The sequence below is a fragment of the Accumulibacter sp. genome (genome assembly GCF_029255285.1).
GTDB lineage: Bacteria > Pseudomonadota > Gammaproteobacteria > Burkholderiales > Rhodocyclaceae > Accumulibacter.
The window spans coordinates 95928-113353 of sequence record NZ_JAPUVI010000029.1 but is presented as its reverse complement, the minus strand read 5'-3'; the positions used below and the strand labels follow the sequence as shown (position 1 = coordinate 113353).

Sequence of the window (17426 nt, the reverse complement as noted above, 5' to 3'; positions counted from 1 at the left end):
CCATGACTCCCTCGCCGCGACTCTTCCTCGGTCATGTGATGCACCGCCGACTGCGGCCGGTGGTCCATGCCTTCGTCTACCCCGTCTTCTACATCCAGTTACCGGTGCGCGATCTGGCGGCCGGAAATTGCCTGTTCTTCGGGGTCGACCGGAGCAGTCTGCTCAGCTTCCGGCAAGAAGACCACGGTCCGCGCGACGGCAGCCCACTGCTGCCCTGGATTAGCGCCCAACTGCGCGCACGTGGTCTGCCGGACGATGGCGAGATCATCCTGCAGACTTTTCCACGCTTGTTCGGCTACGTCTTCAACCCGGTCAGCTTCTGGTTCTGCCATGACCACGCCGGCGCACTGATCGCCGTGCTCGCCGAGGTCAATAACACCTTCGGCGCGACACATGCCTACCTACTGCACGAGCCTGACGGCACCCCGCTGCGTGATGGGCAGGAACTGTGGGCGGACAAGGAATTTCACGTTTCGCCGTTCAACGAGATCACCGGTGGCTACCGCTTCCGCTTTTACCTCGACCGGCCAGTACCCTTGGCCCGCATCGATTACGACGACGCCGAGGGCGAACTGCTGCTTACTTCCATTTCCGGCAAGCCGCGGACCTGGGGTGCCGCGGCGCTGCTCGGCGCCTTCCTGCGCATGCCGTTCCTGACCGCCGGCGTGATCGTCCGCATCCACTGGCAGGCCCTGAAACTCTGGCTAAAAGGGGTGCCTTTCCGTGGTGCCCGTGCCCCCCAAGCTCTCCAGGAATCAAGCAAATGAACGACACCATGATACTTCGCGGCGGCGAACGCCTGGCCCGCGACACCCGCCTGACCTTCGAGTTGCTGGAAAAACTCCGCGGCGGCCTGCTCGAAATTCGTCTCCCCGACGGCTCTGGCGCCCTGTTCGGTGACGGTGAGCACGGCGTCACGCTGCATGTGCGCGACGAATCCCTGTTCGGCATGGTCCTGGCGCGCGGCGACATCGGGCTGGCCGAAGCTTATCTCGACGGCCTTTGGGACTCCCACGACGTCACCGGCCTGCTGACCTTGTTGGCCCGTAACCGCGAGGCGATCGGCAGGGCGGTCTATGGTTCCTGGCCCCGTCTGCTGGCGGCGCGCCTGCGGCACCGCCTCAACCGCAACAGTCGCGCCGGCAGCCGGCGTAACATCATGGCTCACTACGATCTCGGCAACGACTTCTACCGACTCTGGCTCGACCCGAGCATGAGCTACTCCGCCGCCATCTATCGCGAGGTCGATGACGGTACGCTGGCGGCGGCCCAGCGCGCCAAGTATCACCGCATCCTGCAGCGCCTGGCCGCCCGCCCGGGCGAGCGCGTGCTCGAAATTGGCTGCGGCTGGGGCGGCTTTGCCGAACTCGCCGTCGCCCAGGGCCTCGCGGTGACCGGTGTGACGCTTTCGCCGGCGCAGCTCGACTGGGCGAAGAAACACGTGCCGAACGCGGACCTGCGCCTGCAGGACTACCGTGACATCAACATCATGGAAAGTTTCGACCACGTCGTTTCCGTCGAGATGTTCGAAGCGGTCGGCGAACGCTTCTGGCCAGGCTACTTCAAAGCCGTGGCCAGCGCGCTGAAACCGGGTGGCCGGGCGGTGATCCAGAGCATTACCATCCGCGACGACCTGTTTTCCAGCTACCGCAAGGGCACCGACTTCATTCAGCAGTACATCTTCCCAGGCGGCATGCTGCCCTCGCGCAGCGCTTTCCGTGCCGCCGCGGCCAGGCAGGGGCTGGCGGTGCGCGACGAATACGCTTTCGGACTCGACTACGCACGCACCTTGGCCGAATGGCGCCACACCTTCGAAGCGAACTGGCCGGCCATTGCCCTCCAAGGCTTCGACGAAACCTTCCGCCGCCTCTGGCGGATGTACCTTTGCTATTGTGAGGCCGGCTTTCGGGCCGGAAACGTCGATGTCGTCCAATTCGAACTTGCTCATCGTTGAGCGGCTGGCACCAGGCCAGCCTGAGCACGAAGGCTACGCTCGGCCGCTGGAAATCGGCGGAAAAAACCCGCCGGCTTGCGCCGCGCGTCGTCGGATACTTCTTGCCCTGGCAGCGTTGCCGTTCGCCGTCTTCGCGCGCACCGACCCGACCGCCGGTCTTTCGCGCTGGGGCAGCGGCGAGTTCCGGCGCTTTGGCTTGCTCGTCTACGAGGCCACCCTGTGGGCTGCGGACGACCCGCAACGCCCGCCATTGGCGCTGAAGCTTACCTACCGGCGCAGCATCGCCGCGCAGGCCATCGTCGATGCAAGCGTCAAGGAGATGCGCCATCTGGGCTTCAGCGACGAAACCACGCTGCAGCGCTGGGGACAGCAGATGACCCGCCTGTTCCCCAACGTCATGCCGGGCGACCATATCCTCGGCTATTTCGCGCCCGAAGCGGCCGTCTTCTATTTCAACGACCGGCGGCTCGGCAGCATCGAAGACGCGGCTTTCGCCCGCGCTTTCTTCGCGATCTGGCTTGACCCGAAGACCAGCGCCCCCGAATTGCGTGCCGCGCTGCTCAAGCGCCAGGCGGGCTGACATGCACACCGGCAAGGTTCTCGCTTACGGCCTGCTCGGCCTGCCGCTGGCCTTCGCCGCGCTACCTCTGTACGTCCATGTGCCACGCTTCTATGCCGAAACCGCCGGCCTGCCTTTGGCACTGCTCGGCTTCATCCTGCTCGCCGCCCGCCTGCTCGATGCCGGCATCGACCCCTGGCTCGGCTGGCTGGCGGATCGCGTCTCGCGGCCGCGCATGGTGGCGATCGCGCTGCTGCCGTTTGGCATCGGCTTCATTGCTCTGCTCAACCCGCCGGCCGACTATCCGGCTCCCTGGCTGCTAGGCTCTCTGGCCTTGACCTACTTCGGCTTTTCCGCCGCCACCGTCGCCTATCAGGCGTGGGGCGCCGACATCGGACGCGACGTCGGTCAGCGCACCCGGTTGACAGCCGCCCGCGAGGGCTTCGGCCTGCTCGGCGTGGTACTTGCCGCCGCCCTGCCAGGTTTGCTGGCCAGCCGCCTCGACGACGGCATCGCCCGCCTGAGCTGGGTACTGCCGCCCTTGCTGCTGATCTCCGCGGCGACCACCTTTTCCTGGGTCGCCGCCGGTACTCCCCTCGCGCAACCTGTCAGCCAACCGCTGCTGCCAAGCCTGCGTCGCGTTTTCGCCGACCCGGCCTTCCGCCGCCTCCTTCTGGTCTTCGTGGCAAACGGCATTGCCGCTGCCCTGCCGGCCACGCTGTTCCTGTTTTTCGTGGCCGATGTGCTGCGCTTGAGCGAGGCAAGCGGTGCCCTGCTGGCCCTCTATTTCGTCGCCGGCGCCGCCTCGTTGCCGCTCTGGGTCCATTGTGCGACGCGCTACGGCCGGGTCGCCGCCTGGCTCGGGGCGATGGGCTTGTCGATCGTCGCCTTTGCCGGCGCCAGCCTGCTCGGCCCCGGCGACCTCGGACCCTTCGCGGCCATCTGCCTCGCCTCCGGTGTTGCACTCGGCGCCGATCTTGCGCTACCGGCGGCCATCGCGGCTGACCTCGGCGAGCGGCAGGGGCAGGCGGGCGCCTGCTTCGGCGTTTGGAACTTTGTCGCCAAACTCAACCTGGCGCTGGCCGCAGGGCTTTCCCTGCCCTTGCTCGGCAGCCTCGGCTACGTCCCCGGCAGCGGCCATGGGCTGCTGGCGCTGACCGTCGCTTATGCCCTTCTGCCGCTCGCTTTCAAGTCGCTGGCCGGCCTGTTGCTCTGGCGCTGGCGCCATTCCCTGGAGATCCTGCGATGAAACTCTTGTTCGCCGCCGCTTTCGCACTGGGCATTGCTGGTTGTGCCGCCATCGAGGTCGATCGATACCGATCGGAACAACCGGCGCTCGACCTGAAAGCGTATATGAACGGCACGCTCGACGCCTGGGGCATGTTCCAGAGTCGCTCGGGCGAAGTGACGAAGCGCTTCCACGTGCTCATCGATGCGCGCTGGGAAGGCGACACAGGCACCCTCGACGAGCATTTCCGATGGTCTGACGGCAGCACGTCGCGCCGGGTATGGACGTTGACCCGGCAGGCCGACGGCAGCTTTCGCGGCAAGGCCGACGATGTGGTCGGCGAGGCCGTCGGCGAAGTCTCGGGCAACGCCTTGCGTTGGCGCTACGTACTCGCCTTGCCGGTCAATGGCAAGGTCTATCACGTCGATTTCGACGACTGGATGTTCCTGATGGACGACAAGGTGATGATGAACCGATCCGCCATGTCCAAATGGGGCTTTCATTTGGGCGAAGTCACGCTGACCTTCGTCAAGCGATGAACCCGACCTTCACCGACTGGACGGGAAAGCGCGTCTGGCTGATCGGCGCCTCGAGCGGCATAGGCGCAGCGCTGGCCAGCGAACTGGCCAGACGTGGCGCACGACTGGTGCTCTCGGCGCGCAACGCGGCAAAGCTGCAGGAGCAGGCGCCCGCCGGTGCCCTGCCGATGCGCTGCGACGTGACCGACACGGACAGCCTGGCCGCTGCCCACGCGACCGTGCTGGCGACCTGGGGCGGCATCGACCTCGTGGTCTACCTGGCCGGAGACTACGTTCCGATGCGCGTCGCCAATTTCGATCTGGCCGTCGCCGAGCGGGTCATCAAGGTAAACTTCACGGCAGCCCTGCGCGTCGCCGCCGCCGTCCTGCCCGACCTGAAGCCGGGCGGCGGCATCGCTTTCGTGGCCAGCGTCGCCGGCTATCGCGGCCTGCCCAAGGCATTGTGCTACGGCCCAGGCAAGGCGGCACTGATCCACTTTGCCGAGGTCCTGCACCTCGATCTCGCACCGAAGGGAATCGGCGTCTGGGTGATCAACCCCGGCTTCGTCGCCACGCCGCTCACCGCCCAAAACGATTTCGCCATGCCGTGCCTGCTGACGCCCGAACAGGCGGCAACGGCTATAGTCGATGGCTTCAGATCGGCAAACTTCGAAATCCATTTCCCGAAGCGCTTCACCTGCCTGATGAAACTGTTGGCATGGCTACCCTATGGCTGGTATTTCCCACTCATCCGCCGCTTGACCGGAGGCTGACATGAGCATCGACGCTCTGGTCCGTTTCTACGAAACCCTGAGTCCGGCGGATGTCGCTCGCTTTCCTGAGTTCTACGCCGAAAATGCCTGGTTCAAGGATCCGTTCAACGAAGTGAGCGGTGTGCATGCCATCCAGAGCATTTTCGGCCACATGTTCCGCCAGGTCAGCAACCCGTTTTTCGTCATAGGCGAGCGGATCGTCGACAAGCACGGCGCGATGCTGGTGTGGACCTTTCATTTCGGCCTCCGACCGTGGTGCAGCGAGCCACTGGTTATACGCGGCGTCTCGCATCTGAAATTCGACCCCGATGGCAAGGTCAACTACCATCGCGACTACTGGGATACCGCCGAAGAGCTGTACACGAAGCTTCCTGGCATCGGCCTGCTGATGCGAAGCCTGAGCAAGGCACTGGGCAGCGGCAACGCGGGTTAGCCGCCTATCGAACTTAGTAGAGTCGAGATGTGGCGCGCTGGCGGTAGGCTCAGCTTGTCTGTTTCCGTCCCTTTCGTCTGACGGTGCCCAAGTAGCTTGGTCATAGCCCCGTTTCCACATCCCGCTCATCGAACCGGACGTGCGGATTTTCCGCATCCGCCTCTCGGACAAGACGTCACGCTTTCGCCCACGGAAGGTCGTGCGTTCTTTTCGGCAAATTGACCAGCTTCAACTTTTCGTAGAAATACCGGTCGGGGTAGCATCGTTCCCCCTTGCCCAGAACCTTGTGTTTCGCACACAACCACCGGCGGAGCCGTGTGAGCACATGGGCGTTGATCGCTCGATAGGCCGGGCTGACTGGACCCATGTTGAAGTAATTCGCCCAGCCAGTTAGTTTCCGGTTCAAGCGTCCCACGACATACTCGGCGTCCAGCAATATTCGGCGGCGGTCGGTTTCCTGGATGATGCTGTCCACCATGCGTTTGATGCTCTTCCGCGAGGGCCGGGCGCTGATATAGGCGCGCCCATTCTTCTGGTTGTAGCACCGCCCGAAGGTGTAACCCAGGAAGTCAAACCGCTCTTGCGGTATTGTTGGTCTTGAACCAAGGCCCCTTTCCTCCATCGGCATTACCCGGCTTCACCGATACTACGGGCCTCTCCGCCACCCCACCTCGCCCGGCCTGTCCCTCGCGGGCCTCCGGTTGGTCTTGCGCTTGACCACGGGATGGGGCTTCCCGTGTTGCGTCTGCCTTCCTCTTCCACACATGCCGTCACCATTACCCCGGCGGAACCACAGACGGCATTTCGCTCGCATTCGCCTGTAACAACGGCCTTCCCCGCTTCCCGGCGAGTCGGCTTCCGCATTATCACTTTCGAGGCCTGCTCGATATTCATTCACATTACGGCCTGCATGGTCGCCAAGTTCCTTACAGAACCCTCTACACCAGAGGCTTCAGCCGCTTCGTTGCCTCCACGACTGCTCCAGTTGCTACCGGCCGGAGCGAAAGTTGCCGGGCGAGTTTCGCACCCGCTGGAAGACAGCGCCTTGACACGGCGCACGGAAAGTGCTGATTCAATTTTTTTCACCACAGCTTGCCGGCTTCGAAGTCGTTGAGGATGCCGGTGAGTTGTGTGGTAAGCGTTCGGGCAAGGCGCGTCGCACGTCGTCGAGCCGGCCCCGGCGGAACTGCTCGGTTTTGTATAAGATTCATGTGATTGCCCTGAAGCCGAGGCGGCCTACAGAGTAAAGTGAACGAGCCTGTGATATGATGATATTGTGATTATGGCGGTGGTGCGGTCAGCGCTTCGCTTTTCGCAGACACCGTCACGGTAGGCAGAATTGGCTGTTCCGTAGGAGGTGAAAAGATGACGGGCGTTGTACCGAAAACTCCGTTGCCCGGGTCATGGAATCACTCCAGCGACGACAGGTTCATCGATTACTACGAACGACAGAGCCTGTCCAGCGAAAAAATCGCACGCTTTACGCTGGTCCGCGACAAGGCTATTGCGCTTCTCGGTGCCGGACACGGGTGCACGGAGCAACTCGATGTGGTGGACATCGGGTGTGGCTCGGGCACGCAATGTCGGCTATGGGCTCGGCAAGGACACCGGGTACGTGGACTGGATGTGAGTGCCCCCTTGATTGAACTGGCCCGCCAAAGGGCAAAGGCGGAACAACTCGATGTCCAGTTCGATGTCGGGTCAGCCACTGAGCTGCCGTACGCAGGCGAATCGGCAGATGTCTGCCTGCTGCCCGAACTGCTTGAGCACGTCGCCGACTGGCAAAGCTGCCTGAACGAAGCGATACGAATTCTGAGACCGGGCGGCCTGCTCTACCTTAGCACCACCAACTGGCTATGTCCGATCCAAGAGGAGTTCCAGTTGCCCTTGTATAGTTGGTACCCCGGCTTGTTGAAGCGAAGATTCGAGCGCCTCGCCATGAGCACACGCCCCGAACTGGCCAACCACGCGAAGTACCCAGCGGTGAACTGGTTCACCTTCTATTCCCTCGCCGCCTATCTGAAACGCCGCGGCTTTCGCTGCCTGGACCGCTTCGATCTCGTCGACACCTCGACGATTGGGGCGCTGCAACGGTTCGCCATCGGCGCGCTGCGGGCGATACCGCCGCTACGCTTTGCTGGGCACGTATTCACCCCGTGGACGGTAGTTTTTGCCCTGAAAGAGCAGTAGAGCACGATCACGAGTGCAATTCGGCTCCGCACAACCAGGCTATCGGACTTCCAGCGACGAAGTAACGCGCCATGCCCGACGTACATGTTCAAGTTCAGGGGTGCGTCGCTTGCGGCGCGTCCCGCTGGAGCAGCCCTCCTGGGTTGAGGCCAGAGCTTGGGGCTCCCACGCGAAGAAGCGCTAGGCGCTTCGGCTCGACGCGGTAGAACACCACACACGAAAACCGCGAAGCAATGGCACGCCCTACCTTGCCGTGTAGGTTGGAAGGCACTCGCCGATCATCGGCCTTCAGTCCGGAAAACAGGCAAACGGCAGCAGGCGAACAGCCACCCATCGACTGGGCGCCCCCACCCTACCCACCCTGACGGAGCCGACCAAGCATCACGTGCTGGCATGAATCGACGGCCTGTTGGATGGCGCCGCTTTCACCTGGGGGCAGGTCGAAGGCACCGCCTGGCAGCAAGGAAAGCTTTGAGGCGGATTTCCTGGCGCACTACCGCCACCGGGTCGCGCCCGAGCGCTAGTGCGCGCTGGCGGCGATCAAGCCGTGCCGAGTGCCGATCAGCCTCAAGAGGCAGGTCAAGAGCGCAGGACTCTTGTCATGCTAGCGACCCGCACCAGCGATGGCGGAGCAAACGACTGGCCAAATCAGGGGCGGTGAGCTGTCCCACCGCAATGCCTTGGCCAGGGTCTTCCGGGCGAGGATCCGGGCGGCGGCCTCCCGGTGGCTATCCGACGACGCAGGTGGAGCGCCAATCGGTGGACCGTGGCGAACCGGCCCTCATCCATCTCGGGTGCCACTTGTCGCGCAAAACGCCATTCGGGAGAGCGACATCGCCGCCTGTCATGACGGCCGATCGGCTAGCCCCATCGCATGCCAGGAAGGCGAGGATGGAATGGCGGACCGTGTCCGGCGCGGGTTTTCCGTAGCGCGTCCCGCGGCGTGTACTGCCGAAAGGATATCGGCGCGCGCGTTCCGTCGAGCTTCTCGGAGCCAGGGGCGGTCCCGGCCGCCAGCCGGCGATGTGCTGAAAACTGTTCGTTGGACTGTCGCTCGTCAGCCGGCGACAACGCAGTCCGACTGAGCAGAGAGTTCCTCCAACATGCCAAATCGCCCACCAAGAGGCGTGCTCCGGTATAATCCCGCCGCTTGCCAGTAGCCAAGCGGGAGGGCCTCATGTCCGTCCCGCTTTTGCGCATCTGAGGCCCGGACGGCGGCGCATTCGCCAGCCGCACCAACAGGAGTTTTTCGTGTCCTTGTTACCCACTCTTCCGCCCGCCATCCTCGCCCTGGCCGACGGTACGGTTTTTCGTGGCCAGACGATAGGCGCCGAAGGGAGCAGCAGCGGCGAAGTCGTTTTCAATACGGCGATGACGGGCTACCAGGAGATCCTCACCGATCCCTCGTATTGCCGCCAGATCGTCACGCTGACCTGCCCGCACATCGGCAACGTGGGCTGCAACTCAGAGGATTTCGAATCCCGTGGCAACTTTGCCGCCGGTCTGGTGATCCGCGATCTGCCAGTTCGCGCGGCCAACTGGCGTTTGCAGGAGACCCTCGCCAGCTACCTCAAAAAACACGGCATCGTGGCTATCGCCGGTATCGACACGCGCCAACTGACGCGAATCCTCCGGGAAAAGGGAGCCCAGGCCGGGTGCCTGATGGCGGGTGAGGTCGATGACGAGCAGGCAATCGCCGAAGCGCGCGCCTTTCCCGGTCTCGCCGGCATGGATTTGGCCAAAGTCGTCAGCATCGGCGCACCCTACCAGTGGACGGCGGGCCAGTGGTCGCCGAACGGCGATCTGGCACCCCCCGCCATTCAATGGCATGTCGTGGCCTACGATTTCGGTGTCAAGCACAACATCCTGCGCCTGCTGGCGTCGCGCGGCTGCAGGATCACCGTCGTTGCGGCGCAGACCAGCGCCGCCGAGGTCATCCAGCTTAATCCCGATGGCGTCTTTTTGTCGAATGGTCCCGGTGATCCTGAACCCTGTGATTACGCCATCGCGGCGATACGCGAGATCCTGGCCGCCGGGATCCCCACCTTCGGCATCTGCCTGGGGCACCAACTCCTGGCGCTGGCATCCGGCGCCCGCACGCTGAAGATGAAGTTCGGCCACCACGGCGCCAATCACCCGGTCAAGGATCTGCACACCGGCCAGGTTCTGATCACCAGCCAGAACCACGGCTTTGCGGTCGACAGCAGCACCTTGCCCGACGAACTGCTGGCAACACACATTTCGCTGTTCGACGGCTCTCTACAGGGTATCGCTCGCCGCGACGTGCCTGCCTTCTCGTTTCAGGGCCACCCGGAAGCCAGCCCGGGCCCGCACGACATCGCCTATCTGTTCGATCGTTTCATCAGGATGATGCAGGACAAGAAGCCACACCATGCCTAAGCGCGCAGACATCAAGAGCATCCTCATCATCGGCGCTGGACCGATCGTCATCGGCCAGGCCTGCGAATTCGACTACTCGGGAGCGCAGGCCTGTAAAGCGCTGCGCGAGGAGGGTTTCCGGGTCATCTTGGTGAACTCCAATCCGGCAACGATCATGACCGATCCAGAGATGGCGGACGTGACCTACATCGAGCCGATCACCTGGCGAGTCGTCGAGAAAATCATCGACCGGGAACGTCCCGACGCCCTGCTGCCAACCATGGGCGGACAAACTGCGCTCAACTGCGCGCTCGACCTGGCGCGGCATGGCGTCCTGGAGCGTTTCGGCGTCGAGATGATCGGCGCCACCCGGCAGGCGATCGACAAGGCCGAAGACCGCGAAAAGTTCAAGACCGCAATGACCAGCATCGGCTTGGCGTCGGCGCGCTCGGCTGTCGCGCACTCGATGGAGGAAGCGCTGCAGGTGCAGGCGATGATCGGCTATCCGGCGATCATTCGGCCCTCATTCACGATGGGCGGTTCGGGTGGTGGCATTGCCTACAATCAGGAAGAGTTCGTCGACATCTGCAAGCGGGGGCTCGAAGCCAGCCCAACCCGAGAACTGCTGATCGAAGAATCGCTGATTGGCTGGAAAGAATTCGAGATGGAGGTGGTACGGGACCGGAACGATAACTGCATCATCGTCTGTTCGATCGAAAACCTCGACCCGATGGGCGTCCATACCGGTGACTCGATCACCGTCGCCCCGGCCCAGACCTTGACGGACAAGGAATACCAGCTCATGCGCAATGCCGCTGTCGCGGTCTTGCGCGAGATCGGTGTCGATACCGGCGGGTCGAACGTGCAGTTCGCGATTTGCCCGACCGACGGACGGATGATCGTCATCGAGATGAACCCGCGCGTTTCACGCTCGTCGGCACTGGCTTCGAAAGCGACCGGTTTCCCAATTGCCAAAGTGGCGGCGAAACTGGCCGTCGGCTATACGCTCGACGAACTGGCCAACGAAATCACTGGCGGCAAGACGCCCGCGTCGTTCGAACCGTCGATCGACTACGTCGTCACCAAAGTGCCACGTTTCGCCTTCGAGAAGTTTCCCGAGGCCGATTCCCGGCTGACCACGCAGATGAAATCCGTGGGCGAGGTGATGGCCATCGGGCGGACTTTCCAGGAATCGCTGCAGAAAGCTTTGCGCGGCCTGGAGGTCGGTGTCGATGGCTTCGACGAGCGTAGCGTCGACCGTGAAGAGATCGAGACGGCACTCAGCGAGGCGCGTCCGGAACGAATCTGGTACATCGCCGACGCCTTCCGCATCGGCCTGCACCTAGACGAAATTCAGCGCCTGACCGGGATCGACCCGTGGTTCCTGGCACAAATCGAAGACCTCTACACGAAAGCCGAGCGCATCCGCAGCCGGCCACTCGCCTCGCTGTCGCGCGACGAGATACGGCACCTGAAGCGCGCCGGCTTCTCCGACAGGCGACTGGCGACGCTGATGCGAACGACGCAGACGGCGGTCCGCGAGCGTCGTCACGAGTTGGGCGTGCGACCGGTCTACAAGCGCGTCGACACCTGCGCCGCCGAGTTCGCGACCGATACCGCCTATCTGTACTCGACCTACGAGGACGAGTGCGAGGCAAAGCCGAGTGACCGGCAGAAGATCATGGTGCTCGGTGGCGGCCCGAACCGGATCGGCCAAGGCATCGAGTTCGACTACTGCTGCGTGCATGCGGCCTTGGCGATGCGCGAAGACGGCTACGAAACCATCATGGTCAACTGCAATCCGGAGACGGTATCCACGGATTACGACACCTCGGACCGCCTGTACTTCGAACCGCTGACGCTCGAGGACGTTCTCGAGATCGTCGCCGTCGAGAAACCACTCGGCGTCATCGTCCAGTACGGCGGCCAGACCCCGCTCAAGCTGGCGCGCGACCTCGAAGCCAACGGGGTAGCGATCATCGGAACCAGCCCGGACATGATCGACGCCGCGGAGGACCGCGAGCGATTTCAGAAGCTGCTGCGTGATCTGGGTCTCAGGCAACCAGCCAACCGGACGGCACGCAACGAAGCCGAGGCACTTCGCCTGGCGGCCGAAATCGGCTATCCGCTGGTCGTTCGACCATCGTACGTCCTCGGCGGTCGGGCCATGGAGATCGTTCATGACCCGCGCGACCTCGAACGCTATATGCGTGAGGCGGTCAAGGTCTCGAACGATTCGCCGGTCCTGCTCGACCGTTTTCTGAACGACGCGATCGAGGTGGACGTCGATGCGCTCTGCGACGGCGAAGACGTACTGATCGGCGGCGTCATGGAACACATCGAGCAGGCCGGAGTACATTCGGGCGATTCGGCGTGCTCGTTGCCACCCTACTCGCTGTCGGCTGAACTGCAGGACGAACTGCGCCGGCAGACCCGGCTGATGGCCAGAGGATTGCAGGTTTGCGGCTTGATGAACGTGCAGTTTGCCATCCAGGGCGGCGTGGTTTTCGTCCTGGAAGTGAACCCGCGGGCGTCGCGCACTGTTCCCTTCGTCTCGAAGGCCACCGGTTTGCCACTGGCGAAGATCGCTGCCCGCTGCATGGTCGGCAAATCGCTCGCCAATCAGGGCTTCGCCAGGGAAGTGATTCCGCACTATTTCTCGGTCAAGGAAGCCGTTTTTCCCTTCGCCAAGTTCCGCGGCGTCGATACCATCCTCGGCCCGGAAATGAAATCGACCGGCGAGGTAATGGGTATCGGACTCAGTTTCTCCGAGGCCTTCGTCAAGAGCCAGATGGCGGCCAGCGTACGCTTGCCCACTTCCGGTCAGGTCTTCATCAGCGTCAAGGAATCGGACAAGCCGAAAGCCGTGTCGATCGCCCGAGATCTGCGAGCCGCCGGCTTCACGCTGCTCGCGACCAGGGGCACGGCCGCGGCGATCGCCGCGGCCGGTGTTGCGGTGACTGTGGTAAACAAAGTAACCGAAGGCCGGCCGCACGTCGTCGATATGATCAAGAACCACGAGATCGTCCTGATCGTCAACACAGTTGATGAGAAGCGCAAGGCAATCAGCGATTCCCGCTCCATCCGCACCTCCGGACTGGCGGCGCGGGTGACCATCTACACGACGATCTGGGGCGCCGAAGCCGCGACGGCCGGGATCCGGAACCGTGGCGAACTCGTTGTCTATCCGCTGCAGGACTTGCACGCGCAACTGCACTGACTAACCTAACCCAAGACCGTCGCCGCTTCCCGCCGGGGCGACGCTTCCTTGCTGGCCGCGAATGTTATGAGCAAGACACCTCTGACCGTCAAAGGGGCGGAAAAACTCCGCGCCGAACTGCATCACTTGAAGACCGTCGAGCGCCCGCGTGCGATCGCGGCTATCGCCGAAGCGCGTTCGCACGGCGACCTCTCGGAGAACGCCGAGTACGATGCCGCCAAGGAAAGGCAGGGCTTTATCGAAGGCCGCATCAAGGAAGTCGAAAGCAAGCTGGCCAATGCTCAGATCATCGATCCGAGACTGCTGGACGCCGATGGGCGCTGCGTTTTCGGAGCTACGCTTGATCTCGAGGATCAGGAATCCGGTACCCGAGTCAGCTATCAGATCGTCGGCGAGGACGAAGCCGACATCAAGGCCGGAAAGATCTCGATCAATTCGCCGATCGCCCGCGCACTGATCGGCAAATTCGCCGGTGACGTCGCCGAAGTCCAGGCGCCGGGCGGCTTACGCGAATACGAAGTACTTGACGTACGTTACGAGTAGCCATGCGGCGCTTCGCTGACGCACTGTACGATGTGGCGCTGACGCTGTGGGTCGGGGGGTTGTGGACCATCGGCTATCTCGTTGCGCCAAAGCTGTTCGTCGCGCTGGGCAGCGATCGTTCGCTGGCTGGCGCGCTCGCCGGGCAGTTGTTCGATCTGATCGGCTGGCTCGGACTGGGATGCGGAACCTACCTGCTGTTGTTCATGATCCTGCGCGCCGGCACGGCTGCCCTACGCCGCTGGAACTTCTGGCTGGTTCTGCTGATGCTGCTGCTCGGCGCCGTCAGCCTGTTCGGCATTCAGCCGCTGCTGGCGCAGCTGAAGTCCGACGCCCTGCCACGCGAAGTGATGGAGAGTGTGCTGCGCAACCGCTTTGCCACCTGGCACGGCGTATCGAGCATTCTCTACCTCGTCCAGAGCCTGCTCGGCCTGCTGCTGGTCGTCGGCCAGCGGCGGGGCGGCAAGTAGGTGCGCCTCCTTCCTGGTTCAAAGCGCGCCGGACGACTTGCGACAGAGGTTTCAGTAGGCGGCCTCGCCCTGGAACCGACGTTTGCCACGCCGCGGCTCAACCTGCCTGACCCGAGGTTTGGCGGCTTTTTCCTGGCCCTCGGGCAGCGGGCGCCAAATCACCAGCAAGCGGCCGATATGCTGAACCGGCGCCGCTTGCAGGCGCTCACAGAGCGTGCCGAGAAACTGCTCGCGGAGCTGCCGGTCGCCGTGATGGATACGGATCTTGATCAACTGGTGACACAACAGGCGGCTGTCGATCTCCTTGACCACCGATTCGGAAAGGCCACCGAAACTGATCGAAGCGACGGGTTGCAGGGCGTGGGCACGGGCGCGCAGAACGCGGCGCTGGTCGGAACTGAGAGAGAGCATGCAAAGCACCCTTTTTCTTGAAGAACGCATTCTAGCGGGTTCACCCGGATGAAACGAAGCCGAACGAGCCCAGCCTGGTTGCGCGAGCATGTCAACGACGCTTACGTGCAACGTGCCCGCAGCGAAGGCTATCGCTCACGCGCCGCGTACAAGCTGATGGAGATCGACGACAAGGATCGCCTGATCCGTGCCGGCGACATCGTCGTCGACCTCGGCGCGAGCCCTGGCGGATGGTCGCAGGTGGTCGCCAAGCGACTGCAGGGCCGTGGACACGTCATCGCCGTCGACCGGCTGGCCATGGAGCCCCTGCCGGGCGTCAGCTTCCTGCAAGGAGATTTTCGTGAGCAGTCCTTCCTGCTCCACCTGGAAAACCTGCTGGCCGGTGCCGAGGTAGGGCTTGTTCTTTCCGACATGTCACCCAATATCTCTGGCATCTCGGTCAGCGACCAGGCGCGGGCCGTGCATCTGGCGGAGTTGGGTCTGGAGTTCGCCTGCAACTGGCTGAAACCGGACGGTGCGTTCCTGGTCAAATTGTTTCAGGGACATGGGTTCGAAGGATTTCTCGAAGCGATGCGAACGAGCTTCAAGTCCGTAGTCTTGCGCAAGCCGGCGGCATCACGCGACCGCAGCCCTGAGGTCTATTTGCTCGCCAAGGCCTTGAAAACCCGATCCGCCAATCGGCATCCTGTTTGATTCGGCAGGCGAAAATCGGTTTAGAATGGTAAATTCTTGGAAGACGGTCAGGCTAACGCTAGCTGCCCGCGCCGGACAACGTGGAAGAAGAGGTAAGGCATTGAATAACATGTTCAAGAATCTGGCCGTTTGGCTGGTTATCGGCCTCGTCCTGATGACCGTTTTCAACCAGTTCAATACGCGCCAGGTCGCCCAGTCTTCGATGGAGTACTCGCAATTCATCGAAGAAGTGAGCAAGGGAACGATTGCCAAGGTCGTGATCGAAGGGCGCGTGCTCAAAGCCACGACGACCGACGGCCGCAAGCTGACCAGCTACGCGCCTCCTGACCTGTGGATGGTGTCCGATCTGCTGAAGCACGGCGTCAAGATCGAGGCCAAGCCGGAAGAAGAGCAATCGTTCCTGATGAGCATCTTCGTCAGTTGGTTCCCGATGCTGTTGCTGATCGGCGTGTGGGTTTTTTTCATGCGCCAGATGCAGGGCGGCGGCCGCGGCGGCGCTTTCTCCTTCGGCAAGAGCAAGGCGCGTCTGCTTGACGAGTCGACCAATACGATCACCTTTGCCGATGTTGCCGGTTGCGACGAGGCGAAGGAAGAAGTTTCCGAACTGGTCGATTTTCTGCGCGATCCCTCCAAGTTCCAGAAGCTGGGGGGACGCATCCCGAAAGGCGTCCTGCTCGTCGGCAATCCGGGAACCGGCAAGACGCTGCTTGCCAAGGCCATCGCTGGCGAAGCCAAAGTGCCTTTCTTTTCGATCTCCGGGTCGGACTTCGTCGAAATGTTCGTCGGGGTTGGCGCCGCACGCGTGCGCGACATGTTCGAGAACGCGAAGAAACACGCGCCCTGCATCATCTTCATCGACGAACTCGACGCCGTCGGTCGTCAGCGTGGGGCGGGTCTTGGCGGCGGCAACGATGAACGTGAGCAGACGCTGAACCAGATGCTGGTCGAAATGGATGGCTTTGAAGGCAGCGTCGGCGTCATCGTCATCGCCGCCACCAACCGTCCCGACGTACTCGACCCGGCGCTCATGCGCCCCGGCCGTTTCGACCGCCAGGTCGTCGTGCCGCTACCCGACATCCGTGGCCGCGAGCAGATTCTCGCTGTCCACATGCGCAAGGTACCGCTGTCACCTGACGTCAAGGCAGACATCATCGCGCGCGGCACACCAGGTTTTTCGGGCGCCGACCTCGCCAACCTGGTCAACGAGGCCGCACTGTTTGCCGCCCGGGGTAACAAACGCCTGGTGGACATGGAGGATTTCGAGAAAGCCAAGGACAAGATCATGATGGGTGCCGAGCGGCGCAGCATGGTCATGAACGAGGACGAACGTCGGAATACGGCTTACCACGAGTCGGGGCATGCGGTGGTTGCCAAGCTGATGCCGAAATCCGATCCGGTGCACAAGGTAACGATCATTCCGCGCGGCCGGGCGCTTGGACTGACGATGCAGTTGCCCGAAGAGGATAGGTATGCGTACGATCGTGTCTATCTGATGAGTCGGATTGCTGTGCTCTTTGGCGGTCGTATCGCCGAAGAATTGTTCATGAATCAGATGACGACCGGCGCGTCGAACGACTTCGAGCGCGCCACGCAAATGGCGCGTGACATGGTCACCCGCTACGGCATGTCCGACGCTCTCGGCCCGATGGTGTATGGCGAAAACGAGGGAGAGGTTTTCCTTGGCCGCTCGGTGACAACGCACAAGAACATGTCTGAAGCGACGATGGAGAAGGTGGACGCAGAGATCCGCCGGATCATCGACGAACAGTACGCGCTGGCGCGCCGACTGCTCGAAGAGAACCGCGACAGGGTCGAGGCGATGGCTGCCGCACTGCTTGAATTGGAAACGATAGACAGCGACCAGATCGACGACATCATGGCCGGCAAGCCCCCGCGGCCACCCAAGCAGACGCCGTCGAAACCGTCGAGCAGAACCGACAACAACACGCCGGATGCGGCGCCGAGCGCAACGGCTCCGGCCTGAGCTAGACCCTTTCGAGCAGCGCGCGGCGAGGTGTCCGACATCAGTCCCGGCGCGGCAGGAGAGGCCGGCCGGAG

The 17426-nt window shown here is 62.8% G+C and carries 16 protein-coding genes; 14 read left to right on the top strand and 2 right to left on the bottom strand.

The window, feature by feature from the left end; genetic code table 11:
* Positions 1-2 precede the first annotated feature (2 nt).
* The 7 genes from Q1M07_RS04800 to Q1M07_RS04770 are packed head-to-tail and all read left to right on the top strand — an operon-like array spanning position 3 to position 5465.
* Complete coding sequence (locus tag Q1M07_RS04800) at positions 3-767, top strand: DUF1365 domain-containing protein (protein WP_300451414.1); 765 nt, start codon at positions 3-5, stop codon at positions 765-767.
* Entirely contained in the window at positions 764-1954 is a 1191-nt protein-coding gene (locus tag Q1M07_RS04795; protein WP_300451411.1) for a cyclopropane-fatty-acyl-phospholipid synthase family protein, read from the top strand. Before Q1M07_RS04800 ends, Q1M07_RS04795 begins: the two co-directional genes overlap by 4 nt.
* Positions 1923-2534 (top strand): chalcone isomerase family protein, encoded by a 612-nt coding sequence (locus Q1M07_RS04790; RefSeq protein WP_300451408.1) that lies wholly within the window; start codon positions 1923-1925, stop codon positions 2532-2534. The genes Q1M07_RS04795 and Q1M07_RS04790 overlap by 32 nt, the downstream gene beginning before the upstream one ends.
* A gap of 1 nt (position 2535) precedes the next feature.
* On the top strand, positions 2536-3762 hold the full coding sequence (locus tag Q1M07_RS04785; protein WP_300451405.1) for an MFS transporter: 1227 nt from the start codon (positions 2536-2538) through the stop codon (positions 3760-3762).
* Entirely contained in the window at positions 3759-4280 is a 522-nt protein-coding gene (locus Q1M07_RS04780) for a DUF3833 domain-containing protein (RefSeq protein ID WP_300451402.1), read from the top strand. The genes Q1M07_RS04785 and Q1M07_RS04780 overlap by 4 nt, the downstream gene beginning before the upstream one ends.
* Positions 4277-5032 carry an SDR family oxidoreductase gene (locus Q1M07_RS04775; RefSeq protein ID WP_300451400.1) on the top strand — a complete coding sequence of 252 codons (756 nt, stop codon included), beginning with the start codon at positions 4277-4279 and terminating at the stop codon, positions 5030-5032. The genes Q1M07_RS04780 and Q1M07_RS04775 overlap by 4 nt, the downstream gene beginning before the upstream one ends.
* A gap of 1 nt (position 5033) precedes the next feature.
* A complete protein-coding gene (locus Q1M07_RS04770) occupies positions 5034-5465 on the top strand; it encodes a nuclear transport factor 2 family protein (RefSeq protein WP_300451397.1) in 432 nt (143 codons plus the stop codon).
* Positions 5466-5640: 175 nt separating this feature from the next.
* Here Q1M07_RS04770 and Q1M07_RS04765 read toward each other — a convergent pair whose 3' ends face one another.
* Positions 5641-6093, bottom strand: a complete 453-nt coding sequence (locus Q1M07_RS04765) for a group II intron maturase-specific domain-containing protein (RefSeq protein WP_300451394.1) — start codon at positions 6091-6093, stop codon at positions 5641-5643.
* A 737-nt stretch (positions 6094-6830) separates the two neighbouring features.
* Between Q1M07_RS04765 and Q1M07_RS04760 the strand changes: the two genes are divergently transcribed.
* The 5 genes from Q1M07_RS04760 (at position 6831) to Q1M07_RS04740 (ending at position 14264) form a co-directional block, all read left to right on the top strand.
* The gene (locus Q1M07_RS04760) at positions 6831-7655 is read left to right on the top strand and encodes a class I SAM-dependent methyltransferase (protein WP_300451392.1); all 825 of its coding nucleotides are present in this window, start codon (positions 6831-6833) and stop codon (positions 7653-7655) included.
* A 1257-nt stretch (positions 7656-8912) separates the two neighbouring features.
* The gene (gene carA / locus Q1M07_RS04755; protein WP_300451498.1) at positions 8913-10055 is read left to right on the top strand and encodes a glutamine-hydrolyzing carbamoyl-phosphate synthase small subunit; all 1143 of its coding nucleotides are present in this window, start codon (positions 8913-8915) and stop codon (positions 10053-10055) included.
* The gene (gene carB / locus Q1M07_RS04750; RefSeq protein ID WP_300451389.1) at positions 10048-13254 is read left to right on the top strand and encodes a carbamoyl-phosphate synthase large subunit; all 3207 of its coding nucleotides are present in this window, start codon (positions 10048-10050) and stop codon (positions 13252-13254) included. Before carA ends, carB begins: the two co-directional genes overlap by 8 nt.
* 66 nt (positions 13255-13320) lie before the next feature.
* The gene (greA, locus tag Q1M07_RS04745; RefSeq protein ID WP_300451386.1) at positions 13321-13797 is read left to right on the top strand and encodes a transcription elongation factor GreA; all 477 of its coding nucleotides are present in this window, start codon (positions 13321-13323) and stop codon (positions 13795-13797) included.
* 2 nt (positions 13798-13799) lie between these two features.
* Complete coding sequence (locus tag Q1M07_RS04740; protein WP_300451384.1) at positions 13800-14264, top strand: DUF4149 domain-containing protein; 465 nt, start codon at positions 13800-13802, stop codon at positions 14262-14264.
* Positions 14265-14315: 51 nt separating this feature from the next.
* Here the strand turns inward: Q1M07_RS04740 and Q1M07_RS04735 are convergent, their stop codons facing one another.
* Complete coding sequence (locus tag Q1M07_RS04735) at positions 14316-14675, bottom strand: YhbY family RNA-binding protein (protein ID WP_300451381.1); 360 nt, start codon at positions 14673-14675, stop codon at positions 14316-14318.
* A 48-nt stretch (positions 14676-14723) separates the two neighbouring features.
* On the opposite strand from Q1M07_RS04735, the gene Q1M07_RS04730 reads away from it, so the two are divergent.
* The gene (locus tag Q1M07_RS04730) at positions 14724-15368 is read left to right on the top strand and encodes an SAM-dependent methyltransferase (RefSeq protein WP_300451378.1); all 645 of its coding nucleotides are present in this window, start codon (positions 14724-14726) and stop codon (positions 15366-15368) included.
* Positions 15369-15468: 100 nt separating this feature from the next.
* On the top strand, positions 15469-17352 hold the full coding sequence (gene ftsH, locus Q1M07_RS04725) for an ATP-dependent zinc metalloprotease FtsH (protein WP_300451375.1): 1884 nt from the start codon (positions 15469-15471) through the stop codon (positions 17350-17352).
* Positions 17353-17426 lie beyond the last annotated feature (74 nt).

Bases quoted from the DNA above. Each gene is read 5' to 3' on its own strand.
- Q1M07_RS04800 (WP_300451414.1), top strand. From the start codon at position 3: ATGACTCCCTCGCCGCGACTCTTCCTCGGTCATGTGATGCACCGCCGA.
- Q1M07_RS04740 (WP_300451384.1), top strand. From the start codon at position 13,800: ATGCGGCGCTTCGCTGACGCACTGTACGATGTGGCGCTGACGCTGTGG.
- Q1M07_RS04795 (WP_300451411.1), top strand. From the start codon at position 764: ATGAACGACACCATGATACTTCGCGGCGGCGAACGCCTGGCCCGCGAC.
- Q1M07_RS04765 (WP_300451394.1), bottom strand. From the start codon at position 6,093: ATGCCGATGGAGGAAAGGGGCCTTGGTTCAAGACCAACAATACCGCAA.
- Q1M07_RS04780 (WP_300451402.1), top strand. From the start codon at position 3,759: ATGAAACTCTTGTTCGCCGCCGCTTTCGCACTGGGCATTGCTGGTTGT.
- Q1M07_RS04775 (WP_300451400.1), top strand. From the start codon at position 4,277: ATGAACCCGACCTTCACCGACTGGACGGGAAAGCGCGTCTGGCTGATC.
- Q1M07_RS04785 (WP_300451405.1), top strand. From the start codon at position 2,536: ATGCACACCGGCAAGGTTCTCGCTTACGGCCTGCTCGGCCTGCCGCTG.
- Q1M07_RS04730 (WP_300451378.1), top strand. From the start codon at position 14,724: ATGAAACGAAGCCGAACGAGCCCAGCCTGGTTGCGCGAGCATGTCAAC.
- Q1M07_RS04735 (WP_300451381.1), bottom strand. From the start codon at position 14,675: ATGCTCTCTCTCAGTTCCGACCAGCGCCGCGTTCTGCGCGCCCGTGCC.
- Q1M07_RS04790 (WP_300451408.1), top strand. From the start codon at position 1,923: ATGTCGTCCAATTCGAACTTGCTCATCGTTGAGCGGCTGGCACCAGGC.
- Q1M07_RS04760 (WP_300451392.1), top strand. From the start codon at position 6,831: ATGACGGGCGTTGTACCGAAAACTCCGTTGCCCGGGTCATGGAATCAC.
- Q1M07_RS04770 (WP_300451397.1), top strand. From the start codon at position 5,034: ATGAGCATCGACGCTCTGGTCCGTTTCTACGAAACCCTGAGTCCGGCG.
- greA (WP_300451386.1), top strand. From the start codon at position 13,321: ATGAGCAAGACACCTCTGACCGTCAAAGGGGCGGAAAAACTCCGCGCC.
- carB (WP_300451389.1), top strand. From the start codon at position 10,048: ATGCCTAAGCGCGCAGACATCAAGAGCATCCTCATCATCGGCGCTGGA.